The sequence below is a fragment of the Flavobacterium sp. AG291 genome (assembly GCF_003350375.1).
Lineage (GTDB): Bacteria > Bacteroidota > Bacteroidia > Flavobacteriales > Flavobacteriaceae > Flavobacterium > Flavobacterium suzhouense.
In genome coordinates, this window is record NZ_QQAR01000017.1 from 1 (window position 1) to 22,291 (window position 22,291).

Annotated in this window: 18 protein-coding genes; 13 read left to right on the forward strand and 5 right to left on the reverse strand. The window is 37.4% G+C overall.

The genetic code is table 11. The annotated features are described in order from the left end of the window. The first annotated feature begins 270 nt into the window (after positions 1 to 270). Positions 271 to 567 carry a hypothetical protein gene (locus DEU42_RS15595; protein ID WP_114759263.1) on the forward strand — a complete coding sequence of 99 codons (297 nt, stop codon included), beginning with the start codon at positions 271 to 273 and terminating at the stop codon, positions 565 to 567. Positions 568 to 599: 32 nt separating this feature from the next. On the opposite strand, the gene DEU42_RS15600 is transcribed toward DEU42_RS15595, so the two are convergent. From DEU42_RS15600 to DEU42_RS15615, 4 genes are read right to left on the reverse strand one after another with little or no spacing between them, the layout of a single operon-like run. After that, positions 600 to 1,241 (reverse strand): endonuclease III domain-containing protein, encoded by a 642-nt coding sequence (locus DEU42_RS15600; protein WP_114759264.1) that lies wholly within the window; start codon positions 1,239 to 1,241, stop codon positions 600 to 602. 16 nt (positions 1,242 to 1,257) lie between these two features. Further along, positions 1,258 to 1,650 carry a peptide-methionine (R)-S-oxide reductase MsrB gene (gene msrB, locus DEU42_RS15605; RefSeq protein ID WP_114759265.1) on the reverse strand — a complete coding sequence of 131 codons (393 nt, stop codon included), beginning with the start codon at positions 1,648 to 1,650 and terminating at the stop codon, positions 1,258 to 1,260. Positions 1,651 to 1,659: 9 nt separating this feature from the next. Continuing rightward, on the reverse strand, positions 1,660 to 2,172 hold the full coding sequence (gene msrB / locus DEU42_RS15610; RefSeq protein WP_114759266.1) for a peptide-methionine (R)-S-oxide reductase MsrB: 513 nt from the start codon (positions 2,170 to 2,172) through the stop codon (positions 1,660 to 1,662). Beyond that, a complete protein-coding gene (locus DEU42_RS15615) occupies positions 2,169 to 3,032 on the reverse strand; it encodes an alpha/beta hydrolase (RefSeq protein ID WP_114759267.1) in 864 nt (287 codons plus the stop codon). The genes msrB (DEU42_RS15610) and DEU42_RS15615 overlap by 4 nt, the downstream gene beginning before the upstream one ends. A 203-nt stretch (positions 3,033 to 3,235) precedes the next feature. Between DEU42_RS15615 and DEU42_RS15620 the strand changes: the two genes are divergently transcribed. The 10 genes from DEU42_RS15620 (at position 3,236) to DEU42_RS15675 (ending at position 15,963) form a co-directional block, all read left to right on the forward strand. Continuing rightward, positions 3,236 to 4,051, forward strand: coding sequence for a M48 family metallopeptidase (locus tag DEU42_RS15620; protein ID WP_114759268.1), 816 nt, complete (start codon positions 3,236 to 3,238; stop codon positions 4,049 to 4,051). 225 nt (positions 4,052 to 4,276) lie between these two features. After that, positions 4,277 to 5,686 (forward strand): hypothetical protein, encoded by a 1,410-nt coding sequence (locus DEU42_RS15630; RefSeq protein ID WP_147278139.1) that lies wholly within the window; start codon positions 4,277 to 4,279, stop codon positions 5,684 to 5,686. 106 nt (positions 5,687 to 5,792) lie between these two features. Continuing rightward, positions 5,793 to 7,088: an MFS transporter gene (locus DEU42_RS15635; RefSeq protein WP_114759271.1), complete on the forward strand. Its 1,296-nt coding sequence runs from the start codon at positions 5,793 to 5,795 to the stop codon at positions 7,086 to 7,088. 151 nt (positions 7,089 to 7,239) lie between these two features. Next, positions 7,240 to 8,130, forward strand: a complete 891-nt coding sequence (locus DEU42_RS15640; protein ID WP_147278140.1) for a DUF6252 family protein — start codon at positions 7,240 to 7,242, stop codon at positions 8,128 to 8,130. A 17-nt stretch (positions 8,131 to 8,147) separates the two neighbouring features. Further along, entirely contained in the window at positions 8,148 to 8,942 is a 795-nt protein-coding gene (locus tag DEU42_RS15645; RefSeq protein ID WP_114759273.1) for a hypothetical protein, read from the forward strand. A gap of 141 nt (positions 8,943 to 9,083) precedes the next feature. Next, positions 9,084 to 9,992, forward strand: coding sequence for a DUF6252 family protein (locus tag DEU42_RS15650; RefSeq protein WP_114759274.1), 909 nt, complete (start codon positions 9,084 to 9,086; stop codon positions 9,990 to 9,992). Between the two features lie 191 nt (positions 9,993 to 10,183). Further along, positions 10,184 to 12,634 carry an endopeptidase La gene (lon, locus tag DEU42_RS15655; protein ID WP_114759275.1) on the forward strand — a complete coding sequence of 817 codons (2,451 nt, stop codon included), beginning with the start codon at positions 10,184 to 10,186 and terminating at the stop codon, positions 12,632 to 12,634. Positions 12,635 to 12,743: 109 nt separating this feature from the next. Continuing rightward, entirely contained in the window at positions 12,744 to 13,763 is a 1,020-nt protein-coding gene (gene porQ, locus DEU42_RS15660) for a type IX secretion system protein PorQ (protein WP_114759276.1), read from the forward strand. A gap of 3 nt (positions 13,764 to 13,766) precedes the next feature. Beyond that, positions 13,767 to 14,459 carry a (d)CMP kinase gene (gene cmk, locus DEU42_RS15665; RefSeq protein ID WP_114759277.1) on the forward strand — a complete coding sequence of 231 codons (693 nt, stop codon included), beginning with the start codon at positions 13,767 to 13,769 and terminating at the stop codon, positions 14,457 to 14,459. A 292-nt stretch (positions 14,460 to 14,751) separates the two neighbouring features. Beyond that, positions 14,752 to 15,963, forward strand: a complete 1,212-nt coding sequence (locus DEU42_RS15675) for a nucleoside permease (protein WP_114759279.1) — start codon at positions 14,752 to 14,754, stop codon at positions 15,961 to 15,963. A 24-nt stretch (positions 15,964 to 15,987) separates the two neighbouring features. Here the strand turns inward: DEU42_RS15675 and DEU42_RS15680 are convergent, their stop codons facing one another. Then, on the reverse strand, positions 15,988 to 19,377 hold the full coding sequence (locus DEU42_RS15680; RefSeq protein ID WP_158537894.1) for a T9SS type B sorting domain-containing protein: 3,390 nt from the start codon (positions 19,375 to 19,377) through the stop codon (positions 15,988 to 15,990). Positions 19,378 to 19,766: 389 nt separating this feature from the next. On the opposite strand from DEU42_RS15680, the gene rpsA reads away from it, so the two are divergent. Next, a complete protein-coding gene (gene rpsA / locus DEU42_RS15685) occupies positions 19,767 to 21,545 on the forward strand; it encodes a 30S ribosomal protein S1 (RefSeq protein ID WP_114759281.1) in 1,779 nt (592 codons plus the stop codon). Positions 21,546 to 21,666: 121 nt separating this feature from the next. Further along, complete coding sequence (locus tag DEU42_RS15690) at positions 21,667 to 22,212, forward strand: hypothetical protein (RefSeq protein ID WP_114759282.1); 546 nt, start codon at positions 21,667 to 21,669, stop codon at positions 22,210 to 22,212. Positions 22,213 to 22,291 lie beyond the last annotated feature (79 nt).

Sequence of the window (22,291 nt, forward strand, 5' to 3'; positions counted from 1 at the left end):
AGCCCGACTGCGCAGATGGTACTGCAATTTGTGGGAGAGTATGTCGTCGCCTTTCTTTTGAAAACCCTTCATCATTTACGATGAAGGGTTTTTTGTTTTATAGCATTATTGGTACTGCAATTTGTGGTAGCCGATAGCTATCGGGGGTAGTCGCATTTCTTTTACTTTTTTCGCGCTTGTCTCGTTTTTTGCTTTGAAAGTTTATGATTATTTTAATAACTCCCCTTTATAGGTTTAAGTAACTTTGAGATTATCACTAATCGATTTACTATGAGAAAGTTACTTTTTATGCTGACTATAACAGTATGTGTAGCAATAATCAGTCCGGTTAAAGCTTACATAAATGTATCTGGAATAATTATAGTTCAGGAAAAACAATACAAAAAAATTAATGTATCTGATATCCCTAAGGAGGTGTTGGATAAGATTAAAAAGCAATATGGTAATTATACTATAAAGGAAGCTCAGAAGGCTGATGACGGTGAATATAAGTTAATACTCAGCAAAGATGGAATTGATAACACGGCCACATTTACTTCAGCAGGAGATCTGATTAAGATATATTAATAAAAGAGAGAAGTATATTGCTCTCTCTTTTATTATTTGTGACTCAGACAATATTCACATACTTTATTCATGACACATTCGCTGTGTTTTGGATTGGTAGGTCTGCAAATTTCTCGTCCTAAAAATGAAATTGCCATCCCGATTTCACTCCACATATCTTTAGGCAATACTTCCATCATTTGTTTTTCAATTTTGGTTGCATCTTTACCTTTGGCAATGCCAAGTCTCGGAGCGACACGTAATACATGAAGATCAACCATAATTCCTTCGGGTTCTGAACCGGCTTCACGCATGATTACATTCGCAGACTTTCTGCCAACTCCTTTAAGAGCCGTCAGTTCTTTCATGGTTTTCGGAATGTTCCTATCTTCTTTAACCGTTTCCGCTATTTCCTGAAGCCAAGCTATCTTATTTTGATGAAAACGAACTTCTTCAAGATATTCCATAAGTCCGGCAGTATTAGCCTTCGCTAAAGCTTTCATATCAGGATACTTTTTAAAAAACGCAGGTGTAATTTTGTTGATATGAGCATCGCTGTCCTGTGCTGAAAGAACAACCATTATTAAAAGCTGGTAAATGTTCTTATAATCCAAAGGATGCTGTTTTCCCTTATATTTCGCTATAAGAGGTCGGAGCTCCTTTTGCCAGTTTACACTTTCGTTAAAAAGATCCATAAGCTGAAGTTACAAATTATTCCTTTAGGTCAATAGAAAGAGAGTTTACGCAATATCTTTGGCCGGTTTCAGTGGGGCCATCGTCAAAAACATGACCAAGGTGACTGCCGCAATTGGCACAGAGAATCTCAGTTCGCATCATTCCATGAGAAGTATCTTTGATATATTCTATTTTTCCAGAAATTGATTCGTCAAAAGATGGCCAACCACAGCCTGACTGGAATTTGGAATCGCTTTCAAATAAGGGTTCACCACAAGCACCACAACAGTATGTTCCTTTGTCAAATGTTAGGTTATATTTTCCTGAATGTGGAAATTCAGTCCCCTTTTCACGTAATATTCTGAATCTTTCTAAACCCAGTTCTTCTTTCCACTGAGCTTCAGTTTTTTCTATATTGTATTTTTCCATGAAGTAAGCTTATTTTTTGGCAGGTATAAATTTAATAGAAACTGAGTTAGTACAAAATCTATTTCCGGTAGTTTCTTCAGGCCCATCATCAAATACATGACCTAAGTGTCCACCACAATTCGCACACATAACTTCAGTTCGGGTCATGCCCAATGATTTATCTTCTTTATAAATTACCGAACCTTTTATTGCCTGGTCAAAAGATGGCCATCCGCATGAAGAATCAAACTTTGCATCAGATTTAAACAAAGGATTACCACAGGCTGCACAAACATATACACCTTTTTCAAAATGTTTATAATATTCTCCTGTGAAAGGTCTTTCTGTTGCTTTTTGACGAAGTACCTGATACTGTTCCTCGGTTAACACTTTTTTCCAATCAGCATCGGTAGTACTTTTGTCCAGTTTCACATTTTTATCAGTTTGCTGAAGCGTTTCAGTCTTTACTACTGCATTTTTCTTTTCCTGGCCCTGGCATGCAGCAAGGGTAAATAAGAGGGCAATAACAACTAGTTTTTTCATGATTCTAAGAATTGAATAATTTTTTTTATGACTTTATTGTCGCCTAAAATTTTACGATGCCCCAAGCCCTTTGTTATCATTATTTCATGATATGCAAGATGTTTTGCTATATGATGAGCCGCACTTACCGGTACATCTGTATCATCTTCATCATGAATTACCAAAACAGGACAAACTACATCCATTGCAGCTATATACGCTGAATAGGTGTTAATGGTTTCGCCAAATTTCTTTTCAAACAAACCAATCATTATTTTACCTGTATCAATATTCATTCCTAATTTTTCGGTAAAGTCATTCATTATATCCTCAATAACGTCTCCACTCCCTATAATTGCTGCTTTTTTTACCTTTAACCCTTTCTTAATTGCATTTAGAACCGACATAGCTCCCAATGAATGCCCAATTGCATACTCGAAAGGACCAAATTGTTTATCAAGTTCAAGAATGGCGGTAATAAATTCAGACATATCGCTGTATTTTCCTTCTGCTTTTCCATGTGAAGGAGCGTCGAAACTTATGGTGCTATAACCTTGCTTCAGGAGTTTATCGGCAATACTGTGCAATTGGGTTCCGCGGCCACTCCATCCGTGTACTAGCAAAACTTTTTTATCGCTTTCACCATAATGGTAAACATGTATTTTTTTTCCGATAGATGGTAGTAAAAAGTCATGTTGCCTGCTTTTGCTATCCATTTCTTCTTCACGTTTTGGAAGTCTGAATTTCATGGGTGTCGTAAAAAGTTTCATGGCAAATTTTGCTGCAAGACGTGGAGAAGTCATCTCCAGAATTTTAGCAGTAACCAATATCGGCTTTGGTATTCTCATCGAATCACGATGCTTTTTGGGATTATCGGACATTTTAAAGGAATTTTTCAGCAAGTTACAATTTATTATGCTTGCCTAGTTTTAAGTGTGTTATAAAATTGATAGTAGGTGTATTATGATTCAAATGTGAATTAATTTGAACATTCACAATACTTTAACTTCGCAGTGTTAATTTTTTGAAATAGTTATAAAATGAATTTCCTAAATTTGAATAGAATTTAATAAACTTCATAACCATGAGAAAAGGTGTATTAACATCATCTGCTTTTCTACTGCTTTTTATATTTGCCTGCAGTACGAATCCTTTAACAGGTAAATCGGATCTGAATTTTGTATCGAATGATCAGATATTTCCAACTGCTTTTGCAGAATATAGCCAGTTCCTGAAAGAAAATAAAGTAATCAAGGGAACGGCTGATGCGCAACGTGTTGTAACCGTAGGGCAAAAAATTAAAGCTGCGGCAGAAAAACTTCTTAATTCGAAAGGACAATCAAATTACCTTAACGGCTATGCATGGGAGTACAACCTTGTTGATAGCAAAGAGGTAAATGCCTGGTGTATGCCTGGAGGTAAAATTGTGGTTTATTCAGGGATTTTGCCAATTACGAAAGATGAAGCAGGACTTGCAACTGTAATGGGGCACGAAGTAGCTCACGCATTGTTAAATCATGGAGCTCAACGTATGAGTGCTGCGCAACTACAGCAACTAGGTGCTGCAGGTGTTCAGGTGGCGGCATCCGGGCAAAGTTCATCAACACAGGAAATACTTATGCAGGCTTATGGATTAGGATCTGAAGTAGGAGGGATGCTTCCTTTCAGTAGAAAACATGAAACCGAAGCTGATGAGATTGGCCTTACGCTTATGGCCATAGCTGGCTATAATCCGGATAAAGCCGTTGAATTTTGGCAAAGGATGGAAGCTAACTCAGGAGGAGCGACTCAACCTGAATTTTTGAGTACACACCCTTCAGGTTCAACAAGGATTGCACACATAAAGAGTATCGTTGCTAATGCAAAAGTGGAAGCAGCTAAGTTTGGAGTAAAATACTAATTGTATTGAAACAATAATATTGTTAGAAAGCTACCATAAGGTAGCTTTTTTTATTTTACAAAGTATTGAATGTTAAATTAGTAGTAATATAAGTATGAATATTTACGTTTTTTATGGAGGGAAAGCATTGGTTTGCTTGTTCTATAAATAAAGAAAAAGCTTTGTTTATACTGAAAATGCTGTATAAATCGATATGTATGTTTAAAAACAAAAATTTTAGAGAAAATGATGTGGAGATTTGTTTTGTTAGTATTTCCTTTATCCTTGATGGCTCAGGATCCGGTTATTTTCAGTAATGATAAATACAGTGGTATAAGTGGTGTAGGCTTTTCTCCTACGCAACCCTTTTTTAATCCGAATCCATGGGATGTAAATGTTATTGCGGAAGATATTTTTGTGCAGAATAACTATACTTATATTTCGAATTTAAGTATTGTTGGTATTCCAGGTGCTGATATCAAATCGGTAAATTTGTTTGACAATATTATGGGAGTTACCGGACTGCATATTCAGGATTATTACAATAAAGCTAAAGGTGGCTATCATTTCAGTTCCGATCTTTTAGGTCCATCATTTTCATTCACAACAGATATACAGCAGAAAAAATATGTTTTCGGACTGTTTACCCGAGTGCGCACTCAAGGCTCGGCTCTTGATATTGATAATTATTCACGAATAAATAATACCAATACTGATGCTGTTTACCTCTATGATTTTCATCCTTTCAAAACCAATTTTATGAACTGGGGCGAAGTAGGGATTAATGTTTCTACACAAATATTTGAGAAAAAAGAATTTAGATTGGTGCTTGGAGGCAGCCTGAAATATGAGATTGGTTATGATGCTATGAAAATTAACAGCAAGAGCACCGCGAATATTGTCAGGACTGTTGACAGTAATTTCGCGACCGATGGAGTATTGACAAATTATAATATTGATGCTTCTTATGCAACCGCCTATGATTCAGAAAAAAAGAAGTATGATTTTAAGTCTAACGGAAGAGGTTTGGGTGCTGATGTAGGACTAACTTTTATAAAATGGAATTACAGGATGGAAGATTATGACTATAAGATATCATTTAATGTACTGGATATAGGGTATATCAATTTTAAGGGACAGAATCATCATTTTAGGGGCAGGCCTTTTGACTTTAATAGTCTGTCGGGCAGAAACATTAACAGTCCTGAAGAATTAATGCATATTTTAAGCGAAGAGGTATACGGAGACCCCGACGCTTCGTTAGTAGGTACAGATTTTTCTATTGGCCTTCCTACAAGCATGCATGTTAATATGAGTAAAAGGATAAGGGATGATCATTATTTGAATTTTGATTTAGTGCAAAGAGCACCAGTTTTTAAAAACAGTCTCAGACGTGCTAATATTGCTAATGTTTCCTACTCGGTTCAAAAGAAAATATTGGGATATGGAGCTTCGGTTTCTATGTATGAATTCAGGGATTTACAGCTTGGTACTTATTTAAGGCTGGGGCCACTTATCATAGGAAGCGAAAACTTTTTGCCTCTTTTCTTTAAGCAAAAGAAACTTCATTCAGCGGATTTTTATTTTGCCATTAAGATTTATCCGTTTATTGAAAGAAATAGCGACAAACCCCATAGAAGTAATTGCAGATGCTGATGTTATGTGGATATGTTTTTAGTCATTAAAAGTTTACGACTTTATAACCTTAGACTTTACGATATAAGGAAAAATAAATTAGCTTTGGTTTTCCAAACCAAAAACTATGACACAATTAGAAAAAGGAAGTAAAAAGCTTCTGAATGCCTGGGCTTTTTACGATTGGGCTAACTCTGTATACAGCCTTGTGATCGCTTCGGCTATATTCCCAATTTTTTATGATGCTTTGTTCTCCTCAAAAGGTATTACTCATGTGCCTATTTTTGGTTCGTCAGTAAAGGGAACGGCGCTAATGAGCTTTGTAACTGCTTTTGCTTTTTTATTGGTGGCTTTTATATCGCCTTTACTTTCGGGTATTGCCGATTATTCAGGAAATAAGAAAGGTTTCCTTAAGCTCTTTTGTTATATAGGGGCATTATCGTGTATAGGACTTTACTGGTTTGACCTTGATAACATTTATCCGAGCCTTGTATTTTATTTCTTTGGTTTGGTTGGGTTTTGGGGTAGTCTTGTTTTTTATAATTCCTATCTTCCTGATGTTGCTTTTCCTGATCAACAGGATGCATTGAGTGCACGTGGCTATTCTATGGGGTATATTGGGAGTGTTATCTTACTGATCGTTAACCTTGGAATGGTTATGTCTGTGGAAGAGGGTGAGTCACAAATTACCATGATGCGCTGGTCATTTGTTTCTGTAGGTGTATGGTGGATATTGTTTAGCCAATATACCTATTACTATCTGCCAAAGGGAAATAAGCCTGCTAATAAGGTTACTGCCGATGTATTGCTTAATGGCTTTAGAGAACTTCGTAAAGTTTGGTTCCAGCTGAAGCAGAATATTACGCTTAAGAGATATTTGGGAGCTTTCTTTGTTTATAGTATGGCAGTACAAACAGTTATGCTTGTAGCTACATACTTTGGAGCGGAAGAGATTCAATGGGGAGAAGGTGGCGCGAAACAGATGGGGCTTATTATTAGCATACTGCTTATCCAACTCGTAGCAGTAGGAGGAGCTATTATTACATCAAGACTTTCTGAGAAATATGGAAATATAAAAGCACTAATAGGTATCAATTGCATTTGGGCAGTAATATGTATTGTCGCTTATTTTATATCGTTACCAATACACTTTTATGTAACTGCTGCATTTGTAGGTTTGGTTATGGGAGGTATACAGTCACTTTCACGTTCCACCTATTCAAAAATGTTGCCTGAAACACAGGATACAGCTTCCTTCTTTAGCTTTTATGATGTTACCGAGAAGGTTGGAATCGTGATAGGTATGGTGCTATATGGCGCTATTGACCAAATATTCGGAAGTATGCGTTATTCTGTAGTTTTCCTTACATTATTCTTTATTGTAGGTGTATTTTTGTTGCTAAGAGTAAACAGAAACAGATAGTTTGCTTAACTATATTGAATTGTCAGATGAAATATGTAAATAATAGTTTTGATAATTAAGAACTTATTTGTTTTTTTGACATTTTGTAGCATTAGCTTTTTGACTTAAACTGAAACCAAAATAATTATTATTAAAAACGACCAAAACTGATATGAAAAAACTTAGATTTCTAACGGCTTTTGTTGCTTTTGCAACTATGTTAGGGCTTACCTCTTGTTCTGATGATCCTGCCGAATTGCTTAATGGGGGACAAGGACCTGCAGGTTCGACTATTTTGAATGTAAACTACACGATTCCGGGAGATTCTACAAAGGTTTTTGTGGCTACAAGTGTTAATGCTACTGCTTCGGGAGATTATGTTACTATTGATGCTGAAAATGCTGATACAGGAGAATCATTAGTAATAGAATTTGGTAACCAGCTTAATAAGAATGGTGGTTTTGCTGAAGGAACTATAACTTATGTTGATGCTTCAGGTAATGAATATACCGCAACAAGTCCGTTTACAAGCCTGAATACAGGTGTTGTTAAATTGTCTGAGTCAGCTGCCGGTACTATAACAGGTGCATTCAGTTTTATAGGTTATGATAACAACGCTGCTGCTCCGGAAGACGGTGTTCCATTCTTTAGTGGTATTTTTGAACAGGTGCCATTATCGGGGACTCTTCCTACGCCACTTCCTTATGAGCCTCCATTTGAGGCTTCAATAAAAGCTACTGTTGGTGCTACAACTGTTGATTTTGGCACTGCCTGGTCTGTTGTAAATCAGCAAGGGCATACATTTAAAGGAACCAATACAGAACCAGCATATGAAATAAGTCTTTTTTTAACAGCTGTGAGTGAAGGTACCTTTGTGATTGATATGTCTACTGTATCAGCTTCGGTTACTGTTGGAGAGGATGTATATAATGCAGTTAGCGGTGAAATTATCATTACAGATGTTACAGATGGTATTGCAACAGGAACATTTACGTTTACCGCAGAAAATGAGTTTGGAACTGTCGAAGTGACAAATGGAACATTTAAAATGTCTGTTGAATAAAACTTAAAGGATAGATAATGAAAAAGAGCATCATACGATCTTTAGTAATAGTTTTAATTACGGCAATTGGTTTTGTTTCATGTGACACTGAACCCGTTGACCCGGTTTTAAACGATAACAACAATAATGGTGAGAATCCTGGTAATAGCCCCGGATCAAATCCTGGTACTGAACCTGGTACCAGTGATGGTGATTACTGGCCTTATGCTATTAATAATCAGTGGGTATTTGAACAGGATGGAGAAGCTAATCAGCCAATGAAGATTACTTCAACTGAGGTTGTAAACAATAAAACATATTATAAGATAGACCATTTCTTTGAAAATGAAGGAACTGGTGATGGATTTACAGGAAATGCTACCATGCTTCTTAGAAAAGAGGGGGGAAGTTATTCGGTAAGGGTAAGTGTTGAAATACCGTCGGAAGAAGGAATGTCTATCACTGTATCTCCTTTTGAGTATATTTTCCTTAAGGATAACCTTGAAGTAGGACAAACCTGGACAGATACGGCCGAACAAGTTACAAGTTATGAAATAGAAGGTTCTCCAATACCTATGCCTGACGTGGTAATGAATTTAACTTTTGAGGGCAAGATTTTAGCTAAAGATGTTACTGTTACTGTTAATGGAGTAACTTATAATGACGTTATTAAAATATCTTTTAAGCAAACTGCTGTAATTGAAGGAATGGGTACTGAAACGGTAACAAATTCTGAAATATGGTTTGCAAAAAATATAGGACCTGTTAAGTCTGTTGCAAATGCAGGGACGGATACTTTTACTCAGGAACTTCAGTCTTATATAGTAAATTAAGATAAAAATATCCTTTATTATACTGAAAAGCATCCGCATAAGCGGATGCTTTTTTTATAAAATATTATCGTTTACTTTTTAATAGTAATAATTTGTCTAAAAATACTTTTATATTTGGACTGAAAAAATAAACAATTAACTATGAAAAAGCTAAAAATCAGTTCTGTTGTATTGATCCTTCTTACAGTATTCAGTTTTATCTCTTGTGATACAGAACCTGTAGATCCGGTTTTAAATAATAACAACAATAATGGAGGTAACCCAAATAACCCAAATACTCCGGGTGTATTTAAAGTTGACTACAATGGATCAACACATACTGCCATAACTGCTGCAGCTTCTCTTGGTAATGAACTTATTCAGATTTCTGCTGTCTTTGGAACAAATGGTGAAGCTATCGGTATTGGTGTAGCAGCACCTCCGGTTGTAGGTACTTATGCTATGAATGATGATATTCTGATTGGATATAATCCAAGTGCTTCGTCTGAAGATAGCTATATAAACGCCACTAATGATGGCTATTTTGAAATTACAGCTATTGATACTGCTAATAAAACGGTTTCGGGTAAATTTAGTTTTAAAGGAACTTCTTTAAGTGATTCGTCAACGATTATGTTTACTAATGGTGTGTTTACGAATATCTCTTATACTGGAGAAGTAGGGGGAGGCAGTACACTTGATAATGTTTTTAAAGCAACTGTTGATAATGTAACTACAGATTATAGTGATGATACCCTTGGAGCGTATTTTGGAGTAGGTGATTCTGAATATGTTGTTATAACTGCTTTAGGCGATAAAAAAATCACTCTTCAGATTGATTACAACGCTGTACCTGGTACTTCTCAGTTTAAAGGGAACATTACACAGGGAATGCCTTTGGCTACTTTAACCGTTGATGGTGTAGAGTATACAAATATTACAGGAGGTAACCTTACAATTACTTATAATGATGGTGAGCGCATTACAGGAACTTTCAACTTCACAGTCAGAAATTCTGAAGGCGTGGCTATCCATACGGTAACCGGCGGTCAGTTTGATATCTTCTACTAAGAAAGTAGTATAAAAAAATAAAAATCCGCAGTCTGCGGATTTTTTTATGGCATAATGATTGTCATAAAAGTATGCAGGTATGATCTATATATGCCTCATTTTATTGATACAGAGGTTCTATGCTGATTTTCTTTTAAAATCGGCTAACTTTGTGTATCTATGTTTAATGACAAAATGACCTTTACAATAGTATGGCGAATCAAAAAATATTAAATATTGACAGTTTGTCACTTCAGGAACTGGATACAGATGCGGAATTGATTCCGTTAATGACACCTGAGGATGAAGAAGAAATGAATAACGAACAATTGCCTGAAACCCTGCCAATACTGCCATTGCGCAATATGGTGTTGTTTCCGGGAGTTGTTATCCCTATTACAGCAGGACGCGATAAGTCGATAAAACTTCTTAATGACGCCAATGCAGGCGGAAAAATCATTGGAGTTGTTGCTCAAAAAGACGAAAGTGTTGAAGAGCCCGCTATTGATGATATAAATACAGTAGGTACGGTAGCGAGAATCCTTAGAGTGCTTAAAATGCCTGATGGTAACACCACGGTGATCCTTCAGGGTAAAAAGCGTTTTGAAATCGATCAGGTTATTACTGATACTCCTTACCTGCAGGCTACAATAAAAGAAGTTAATGAAGTAAGGCCGGCATCCGGTGAAGCGGAGTTTACTACTATTATTGAGTCGATCAAGGAACTTGCTATACAAATAATCAAGGAAAGCCCCAACATCCCTACTGAGGCTACTTTTGCTATCAAGAATATTGAAAGTAACTCTTTCCTTGTAAACTTTGTGTCGAGTAATATGAACCTTACTGTTGAGGAAAAACAGGCTCTACTTGCCGAAAATGACCTTAAAGCGAGAGCGCTTGAGACACTTCGCTATATGAATCTTGAGCTTCAGAAACTTGAATTGAAGAATGATATACAAAGTAAAGTTCGTTTTGATCTTGACCAACAGCAACGTGAGTATTTCCTGCATCAGCAGATGAAAACCATCCAGGAAGAATTGGGTGGTGTTTCGCACGATCAGGAAATCGAAGAGATGCGCCAAAAGGGCAAAGCTAAAAAATGGACCGAAAAGGTTAAATCCCATTTTGATAAAGAGGTTGCCAAATTACAGCGCATGAATCCGCAGGTGGCGGAGTATGCAACTCAGCGTAATTATCTTGAGTTAATGCTTGACCTGCCTTGGAATGAATTCTCTAAAGATAATTTTGACCTTAAGCATGCCGAGAAAGTACTTCATAAAGACCATTATGGGCTTGATGATGTAAAAAAACGTATTATAGAACACCTTGCGGTGCTTAAGCTTCGTAAGGATATGAAATCGCCTATACTTTGTTTATACGGCCCTCCGGGTGTTGGTAAGACTTCAATAGGTAAATCTGTAGCTGAGGCATTAGGAAGAGAATATATACGTATTTCGCTTGGTGGACTTCGTGATGAGGCGGAAATAAGAGGACACAGGAAGACTTATATTGGTGCCATGCCGGGAAGAATTATCCAAAGCCTTAAAAAGGCGGGTACTTCTAATCCTGTATTTGTGCTGGATGAGATTGATAAGCTTAGTGTGAGCAATCAGGGTGATCCGTCATCTGCATTGCTGGAAGTGCTTGATCCGGAACAAAACAAAGAATTCTATGATAATTTCCTTGAGCTTGGTTTTGATCTTAGTAAAGTAATGTTTATCGCTACATCGAATAACCTTTCTACCATTCAGCCTGCACTTCGCGACAGGATGGAAATCATCAACATGACAGGTTATACGATAGAGGAGAAGGTTGAAATCGCTAAAAAACACCTTGTTCCCAAACAGATAAAAGAGCATGGCCTTGAATCGAAAGATCTGACTATTGGTAAAAAACAGATAGAAAAGATTGTTACGGGTTATACTCGCGAGTCGGGTGTAAGAGGATTGGAAAAACAAATCGCTAAAGTGATACGTCATTATGCGAAGTGTATTGCAATGGAAGAAGAATTTAATTCTAAAGTTACAGAAGAGGATGTTCTTGAAATTCTTGGTGCTCCTAAAATGGAACGCGATAAATATGAGAACAACGAAGTTGCCGGTGTGGTAACAGGTCTTGCGTGGACCAGTGTAGGGGGCGATATCCTTTTCATTGAGTCGATACTTTCTAAAGGTAAAGGCCACATGACAATGACAGGTAACCTTGGTACTGTAATGAAAGAGTCGGCTACTATAGCACTTGAATACATTAAATCAAATGCAGAGCAACTGGGTATTGATCCGGAAGTTATCAATAATTATAATATTCATATACACGTGCCTGAAGGTGCCACGCCTAAAGATGGGCCGAGTGCAGGTGTGGCTATGCTGACATCTTTAGTGTCTACTTTTACTCAGAAACGTGTTAAGAAAAGCCTTGCCATGACAGGCGAGATTACATTGCGAGGAAGAGTATTACCTGTGGGTGGAATTAAAGAAAAGATACTTGCTGCAAAAAGGGCAAATATTAAGGAAATCATTATGTGTGAGGATAACAGGAGGGATGTAGAGGAGATTAATCAGGATTATCTTCAGGGGCTGACTTTTCACTATGTAACCAAAATGGAAGATGTTATTAAACATGCTATAACCGATCAAAAAGCGAAAAATGCTAAAACGCTTTAAAACAGGTTAAATCATAAAAAAAAACGGCTAAAATTTCTTAGCCGTTTTTTTATTTAAAAATAATATCTTCGCATCTGCGTTATAGTATGCGAAATCCTATAAAACCACAATGTTTAAAAACCGGTATCTTTTACTCATCCTACTGTACACCACTTTGTCTTTTAGCCAGATAGGAGGTAAATATACCTATCAGTTCTTAAATCTTGTTACCTCTCCACGGCAGGCTGCTCTTGGCGGAAAAGTTGTTACCCTTTACGATTATGACGTAAATCAGGCTATTTTTAATCCTGCTACCATTAATCCTGAGATGGATAATCATCTTTCTGCCAATTATGGTAATTATTATGGTGAAGTCGCTTATGGTACGGCTGCCTATGCCTATACTTGGGACAGACACGTACAAACTTTTCATGTAGGAGTTAATTATGTAGATTACGGTACTTTTGAAGGCCGTGACGAAGCCGGGCTGATAACAGGTGATTTTACAGGTAGTGAAATCGCGCTTTCATTAGGATATTCTTATAATGTACCTTACACCGATCTTTATATTGGAGCCAATGCTAAGTTCATATCATCAACCCTGGAGAGTTATCACTCTTTTGGTGCTGCTGTAGATATTGGTGCTATTCTTATCGATGAGGACAATGATATTAATTACGGACTTGTAATACGTAATGCAGGTATGCAGCTTTCTACCTATGCAGGCACACGCGAGCAGCTTCCTTTAGAGATTATTGCAGGGATTTCTCAGGAGATGGAAAATGTACCATTAAGATGGCACATTACACTTGAGAATCTTCAGCAATGGAATATAGCTTTTTCCAATCCTAACCGTGCCGAGCAGGGTATAGACGGAGGAACAACAGAGGAAAAGGTTTCTTTCTTTAATAATGCGCTACGACATGTTATTCTGGGAGCTGAATTCCTTCCGGGAAAGAGTTTTAATCTTCGTGTAGGGTATAACTTCAGGAGAGCTGAAGAACTACGCTTAGAGGACAAACGAAGTTTTTCAGGAATTTCGGCAGGGGTAGGTATTAGATTTGGTAAATTGCGCTTTGATTATTCGTATTCACGATATACTCTTGCAGCAAATACCAGCCTTTTTGGCTTAATGATTAACTTACAGTAAGATTTGGATAAAAAAATTACCATAGCAATAGACGGTTTTTCCTCAACAGGTAAAAGCACCCTGGCAAAACAACTTGCAAGGCAATTAGGATATGTATATGTTGATACCGGAGCGATGTATCGTGCGGTTACCCTTTATGCAATGCGAAATGGCTTTATTACAGAAGGTGCTTTTGACAGGGAAGGATTAGTCGAAAGCCTTGATAATATTACACTTCGTTTTGTGTACAATCCTGAACTTGAACTTGCGGAAATGTTTCTAAATGGTGAGAATGTTGAAAAACAAATAAGAACATTAGAGGTTTCTAAACTTGTAAGTTATGTTGCCGAAGTACACGAAGTTCGTGTTAAGCTTGTGGAGCAGCAAAAGCATATGGGAGACCATAAAGGTGTGGTTATGGATGGAAGGGATATAGGCACAGTTGTGTTCCCGGATGCTGAACTTAAGATATTCATGAATTCTGCACCTGAAGTACGTGCACAACGTCGTTTTAAAGAGCTGACAGGACTTGGCCAGGTTGTTACTTATGACGACGTGTACAAAAATGTTGTTGAGCGTGATCATGTTGATACTCACCGAAAAGATTCACCTCTAGTAAAGGCCGATGACGCGATTGAGATGGATAATTCTAATATTTCCAAGCAGGAACAGCTTGATAAGGTGTTGGTTCTTGCAAAAGCGCTGATTTACGGCTAAACTATGCTGAATAAAGTTGCTGTGCTCATTGTCGCTGTGGTTTTTATGCAGCTAATATACTTTCTTCTTAAAAGTTCAAAAGAACGCCTTAAAAGCGGTAATACATATTTTAAAGGTAGAGAATATGTCAGAGGATGTTTTCTCCTTGTTCTTTTTGTTCTCCTAATTCTTTTTATGCTGTTTTAATCAATTGGCTTGCTTGATATTAAAACATAATTAACTTTACTATTTCTTAATAATCAAAGCGGTTTTTAATTAATAGATTTGCGGTTTTGATGCAAAAAGTTAATCTATGCGTATAAAAGCAAGGCTTACTGTCATGAATTTTCTTCAGTTTTTTATCTGGGGATCATGGCTTATTTCTCTGGGAAGTTACATGGGTGGTGTTCTTGGTTTTTCCGGAATACAGATTGGAAGTGTTTTTACCACAATGGGTATTGCTTCATTATTCATGCCCGGACTGTTGGGAATTGTAGCAGATCGCTGGCTAAATGCCGAACGCGTATTAGGAATCAGTCATATTATAGCGGCTTTATTTTTAATATATGCTTCTACGCTTACTGATTTTCCTTCATTTTACATTGCTATTTTACTACATTCCTTTTTTTATATGCCTACGATTGCACTAAACAATGCGGTGTCGTATGCGCTATTGGAAAGAAATAATTCTAATATCGTTAAAGAATTTCCTCCCATAAGGGTAATGGGAACAGTAGGTTTTGTTGTAGCTATGTGGGTAATCGATTTTTGTGGATGGACACAAAGCCCGTATCAACTTTATGTTAGTGCCGGTGCGGGTATATTTTTAGGGATATATTCTTTTACTATGCCTGCAGTAGTGCCGGCTCATAATCCTGAGAAAAAAAGTTTTGCTTCGGCGTTAGGGCTTGATGCCTTTGTGCTTTTCCGAAGAAAGAAGATGGCTGTTTTCTTTGTATTTGCCATGTTGCTTGGTGCGGCACTTCAGATAACCAATGCTTTTGGAGGTCCTTTCCTTGATGATTTTAAAACAACTCATCCAAATTCATTTGCTGTTCAGCGTCCAAATATATTATTATCAATTTCGCAGATATCCGAAACCCTTTTCATTCTGAGTATACCATTTTTCCTGAATCGTTTTGGGATTAAAAGGATAATGTTGTTCAGCATGCTGGCATGGGTATTACGTTTTGGTTTTTTTGCCCTTGGTGATCCTGATGAAAGGTTTTGGCTACTGTTGTTATCGATGATAGTGTATGGAATGGCCTTTGACTTCTTTAATATTTCGGGATCATTGTTTGTAGAGAAAGAAGCTGAACCTACAATACGTTCGAGTGCACAGGGATTGTTCATGATTATGTGTAACGGTGTAGGAGCTATTATTGGTGGACTTGCGAGTGGCTGGGTGGTAGATCATTTTACCGTAAATGGTGTAAAAGACTGGCAAAGCATTTGGTTTACTTTTGCTACTTATGCATTACTGCTGGCTATCATATTTCCAATAGCTTTCAGGGAGAAGAAGTAATACGTGTCAAATCGTTAAATATCTCTATCGTATCATGGAGAAATGTCCTTTAAGTTCCTGTCCGTTTTGGCGTTTTACTACAAACCAATAATCGGTAGCCGGAAGCTTATAGCCATTTAGTGTTCCATCCCAACCTTTACTGTCAGCTCCAAATCCGGTTATAAGCTTACCGTATCTGTCGTAGATATAAATCAGCATATCAGGTTCGAGTATCGACATGTATATTTTCCAGTATTCGTTAATTCCATCCCCGTTTGGAGTAAAGAATTTAGGATAGGTTAGTATATAAGCATCAAAAGTATCCAGACCACAATCAAATTCGTCTTTAACGTAAATGGTATATTGTCCAGGAGGAAGGTTATTAAAGGTAGGTGAATTTTGGAAATGAATGTTATCAATCGAATACAGGTAGCTGCTTGGTATAGCTGTTGTTTCCATAACAACTGTCAACACATTATCCTGATCGGTCCAGTCTTTTATAGTAACCGTATTAATAACAGGTATCGGTGATTTTACCACTTCCACAGTTTTAGAACCTTCACAGCCTATGTCGTCTTTTACGGTAACCGTATAATTCCCTTCATCACTTACGGTAATACTCTCAGGACCAATAATGTTTACTGTTCCCGAATCATTTGTCCATTTGTAATACGGATATCCACTGTCGGCAGTTATGGTAACGTCCTCACCTTCGCAGCCTCCCCATCTTTCTTTCATGTTGAGTACAGGCATAGGGTTAACAGTTAGTTTAAACCATGTAACGGCAGCACAATCAAAGCTCAAATCATGTGTTGCTCTTGCATATATGGTTGCAGTACCTGTTATTAAGTTAGATGGATCCGGAATGGGATTAATACCTGATTCAGCTTCATTTAAAGATGTATGGTAGGTGATGGTTACATCTGACGGATCCTGGTCGTCGAGTATTATTGGTGTATAAGGGGTGATGTTGAAAGATTCTTTGTTGTCACCATCCTGATCACATAATGACATACCGTTTAATAATGAAGGGTGCGGAACATATACTAACGGAGGGATTTCAGCTATATTAAATGTTAGTGGCTGAGTGTGATTACAAGGGTCACTGACCTCGACTGTATATACACCCGATGTTAATCCGGAGAATACATTGTTGGTGCCATTATCAACTAGGTACGCATCGCCATTATGACTAACGATTTTGTATGTAAGCGGAGGTACGCCTACGGCATCTATCAAAACATCTCCTGAGTTTCCGGAACAGTTTAAGCTTACTGCACCGTTTACAAATAAATCGCCGAAATATTCGAATTCGTAAAGTGTTGGTGTGCAAAACTTGGTTGTTTCTAAATTCTCACCATTTCCGAAAGTTGTAAATTGTTTTATTACCCTAAATTTTCCACTTGGATAAATTAAGTTATAGTGAGTAGTGTTGTTTGTTAGTTTTAATGCATTACTGTCAGCAAGAGTGATACCGGGAACAGGATAGCCAAGAACCTGGGTTCCTTCTTCATATTCGTCTCCGAGTGGATTAGGGTTACGCCACTTTCCGGTAGTTTCGTCCCATAACTGAAGATAAAAGCCTACAAAAGCGGTACCTGTACTCTGATGATTGATAAAAATGTCAAAAGATCCACAATGGGGAATAAGGACATATTCTTCAGTGGTTATTTTGTATTCGGGTACTACAGCATTAGCAAATGTCATCTCTATATCGTCGTCACAGTCATTATGTGCCTTGAATTTATATTGTCCGGGAGGAAGATGATCGATGTAGACTCCTTGACTTGGGATTACATACTGAGTTACTTCATAAGGAAGTGGATGGTCATTACTAAACGCTTCCGGTGCAGCTGTTATTTCTACATAGGTATATCCATTCGCAGCTCCTGTTAATGCGAGGGTGCCATAGCCAATTTCACAATCAGGACGAGAAAGGTATGACGATACATCTCCTTTATAGGGTAGGATTTTAAAAGGTACAGGAGGATAAGTTACACCGCAGGTATCTTTCATAACTATAAAATAATCGCCGGGAGGAAGTCCTCCTACTATAACCTTATCTCTTATTGTATTTTGGTTTATAATATATTGAGATATATCTACATCGTATGTTGTCGAATATTCAGGAGGGCCGGCTGTAATGGCAGCTTCAGCCATTGGGAGACCTGGTATAAAAGCGTCAATGCTTCCGCCTGCAATACAGGTTGAAGGATAGGTAATAACTGTTGGTTCAATTTCAGGAATTTCAAGAGTAACAGTTGGTGTTACTCCATCAGGTGTTCTGTTGCAGGTGTCATGAATTTTAACTGTATAGTCGCCAAATGGAAGAGGGTTGTTTTCATCTCCAAAAATTATAGGCATGTCAGCGGCAGTATAGGGGCCGGGATATTGTGCGTTATAGTCGGCAGGATTAAAGCCTGCAGGAGGATTAACAAATTCTAAAGTAAAAGGGCCATAAAATTTTCCAAACCTGTATTTAAGGCCTTTTTGCAAGCAGGCTAGCTCTATCATTTCGCCACTGCCTGTCAGTAGAATATCTATAGGGAATTCATCAGAAGCGATTACAGTTCCGCAGGTATCAGTAAATTCTACATTATAATGACATGGTTCATTATAGTGGTAATCAATAATTACTGATACCGGTGCCATTACTAGTTCACCTGTTGTTATGGTCTCGTTGTATATGTTTACTGTGCCATCATAATGAGTTACTGTGAATTTAGCTGTAAAAGGATAAGTGAGAGATACATTGTTTGTGCTAAGTAAATCATTTTTGATAGTTAACTTGTCACAGGCCGGTAGCTCTATATCCGGGAATTGTGCTGATGATACGGCATACTCGGGAATCTCTTCAAAAAGCGTTATAGAGTGTGGGATACCTACGCCGCAGCCGTTAGTTACTACTATTGAATATAAAACATTTTGAGTAAGTCCAGTAAATATGTTTGAACTCTGTGGACCGATATGGGAGCCATTGGCACCATTAAGTTCATAACTTATGGCGGCTCCGGTTAATACTTCAACTGTTATAGAACCATCGTTACCGCATAGAATCCCTTTTGGTTTCAGGTTAAAAGTCAATGGAGCGGTATTGTCTTCGATAGTTACCTGAACCGGAGGTGTGGGAGGGAGGATTTCTGTTTGTGGAGTTCCGGTGTATTGATGCGCTTCTACTTTATAAATGCCATCCTGCTGTCCTCCAACTGTTGTTGCGGAACTATTATGTACTAAAACCGGTGTCGATGAACCGTTAGGTCCCAGATAATATACGATGTATATAATATTAGCTCCTGGCTGAGCATTTTGTACAGAAAAACTTATGGAGCCATTTCCATTACAGGTTTCGTTCGTAGGGATGGCGGTTACTGTAAAATCCTGTGCTGAGAGCAATAGGGAAGAAAAAAGCAAAAGTGCTACCATGGCATATTTCATATATATGAAATATACCTCATTTAAATAGCGTTTATGAGAGTTTAAGTTCATTGTAAAATTAAGTTCTTAATTGACTTAATTTCAAGTTTTTTCCGAAGTCTAAGGTAGAAAAAAAATCATTACTATAAAAAGTATGTTAATTTATTTGATTTAAAATGTTATTATTCTGACAAATGTTGAATTTTATATAAATGTTTTTTCTGATTTTATTTACCTGCTTAAAAATGTGAGTGTTATACTTGTTTTTGTTTGAAAAAGTTGTACCTTTGCGCACCTTTTGGCAGATGTGGTTTCCTTAAGGGATTTAAACAATTTTATGTAAAACGCTTCTGTTGTTTTGCGCTGCACAAGAAACCGGGCTAAACACAGGATACAAATTTTTAATCAGCATGTCTGAACAAATTAAAACACAAGAGGAATTTCTAAAGGATTTTAACTGGCATAACTTCGAAGAAGGTATTGATGCAGTAGACGAACAAAACCTTAGAGAGTTTGAAAATCTTGTTGAAAAAACTTTCATCTCAACCGACAGCGATGAAGTAGTAGAAGGTACTGTAGTAAGAATTACTGACAGGGATGCTATTGTTGATATCAACGCTAAATCGGAAGGTGTTATTTCTCTTAACGAATTCCGTTACAATCCAAACCTTAAAGTAGGTGATAAAGTTGAGGTTCTTATCGACGTTCGTGAGGATAAATCAGGACAACTTGTATTGTCTCACAAAAAAGCACGTACAATCAAAGCATGGGATAGAGTTATCAATGCTAACGAAACTGGTGAAATCGTTAATGGTTTTGTTAAATGCAGAACTAAAGGCGGTATGATCGTTGACGTTTTCGGTATTGAGGCATTCCTTCCGGGATCTCAGATTGATGTTAAACCAATCAGAGATTACGATCAGTATGTGAACAAAACTATGGAATTTAAAGTTGTGAAAATCAACCACGAATTCAAAAACGTAGTAGTATCTCACAAAGCGCTTATCGAAGCAGATATCGAAGTACAGAAAAAAGAAATCATCGGACAACTTGAAAAAGGACAGGTTCTTGAAGGTGTTGTTAAAAACATCACATCTTATGGTGTATTCATCGATCTTGGAGGTGTTGACGGTCTTATCCACATCACTGACCTTTCTTGGAGCCGTATTAACCACCCTAGTGAAGTTCTTGAGCTTGATCAGAAACTTAACGTGGTTATCCTTGATTTCGATGATGAGAAAACAAGAATCCAACTTGGTCTTAAACAACTTCACGCTCACCCATGGGATGCGCTTGACGCAAACCTTGCAGTAGGTGATAAAGTTAAAGGTAAAGTAGTAGTTATCGCTGACTACGGTGCATTTATCGAAGTTGCTGAAGGTGTAGAAGGTCTTATCCACGTTTCTGAAATGTCTTGGTCTACGCACCTAAGATCTGCTCAGGATTTCGTTAAAGTTGGTGATGAGGTAGAAGCTGTTATCCTTACTCTTGACAGAGATGACCGTAAAATGTCTCTAGGTATCAAGCAACTTACTCAGGACCCATGGACTGACATCACTTCTAAATACCCTGTAGGTTCTAAACACACAGGTATCGTTAGAAACTTTACAAACTTTGGTATATTCGTAGAACTTGAAGAAGGTATCGATGGACTAATTTACATCTCTGACCTTTCTTGGACTAAGAAAATCAAACACCCAAGTGAGTTTGTAAACGTAGGTGATAAACTTGATGTTGTTGTACTTGAGCTAGACGTTGAAGGACGTAAACTATCTCTAGGTCACAAACAAACTCAGGCTAACCCATGGGATAAATATGAAGATTCTTTCGCTGTAGGTACTGTACATACAGGTGAGATTTCTGAAATCGTTGACAAAGGTGCTACTGTAGAGTTCGGTGACGATATTGTTGCTTTCATCCCTACACGTCACCTTGAGAAAGAAGATGGCAAAAAACTTAAAAAAGGTGAGTCAGCTGAATTCAAAGTTATCGAGTTCAACAAAGAATTCAAAAGAGTAGTAGCTTCTCACACTGCTACTTTCCGTGATGAGGAAGAGAAAAATGTAAGAACTGCTCAGGAGTCTAACGCTTCTGCGTCTTCTTCAAACAACGTTGAGAAAACCACTCTTGGTGATATCGACGCTCTTGCTGAACTAAAAGAAAGAATGGAAAAAGGAGAAAACAAATAATCCTTATCCTCTTTAAATATTGAAGCCCCTGTCAATGACAGGGGCTTTTTTTATTCAGTTTTGTTTTTATATTGCTATTTTTCTTACTTTTATAAAAATCAACACTTTAAAAAAATGAGCTATGAAATTACTATTGTTAATATCAGTTCTTTTTCTAAGTATAATACTACAGGCACAAACTTATGCTCCTTATACCGGTAATAAAGCAAATGAAACCAAAGTGTCTAAACCGGCAAAAAATAAAGATGAAAACAGTAAGCCTGTAATAGCTGAAAAAATACAGAAAGAGGAATTAAAAAAGCCTACAGACGATTTTCAGGACCTTATGAATAAAGCTGTAGAACAGTTTAATCAAAAAGATTATCGTAAAGCGGAGAGTTTTTATACCCGGGCACTCGATGTAAGTACCGAAGAAACAGCATGGAGGGCTTTGCTGTCGAGAGCTACGTTATACGGTATAATGAAAGATGATAAAAAAGCTGTCGCCGATCTAACAACTGCTATTGATAGCGGAAATACTCCCGAAAAGCAGTTGGCAATGATGTATATGCAAAGGGCAAGGATTGAGGCAAAAAACAAGAACATGGATTTTGCCTGCAATGACGTAGCGAAGGCAAAGGCGCTTGGTCTACCTGATGTACTCACTCAGGGGGTAGAATGTAAATAATGATGTAAATACAGGACTAAAATAGTAAAAGAATGCCCTCTCAACAATAAGAGGGCTTTTTTTGGTTTAATTTTTGTAG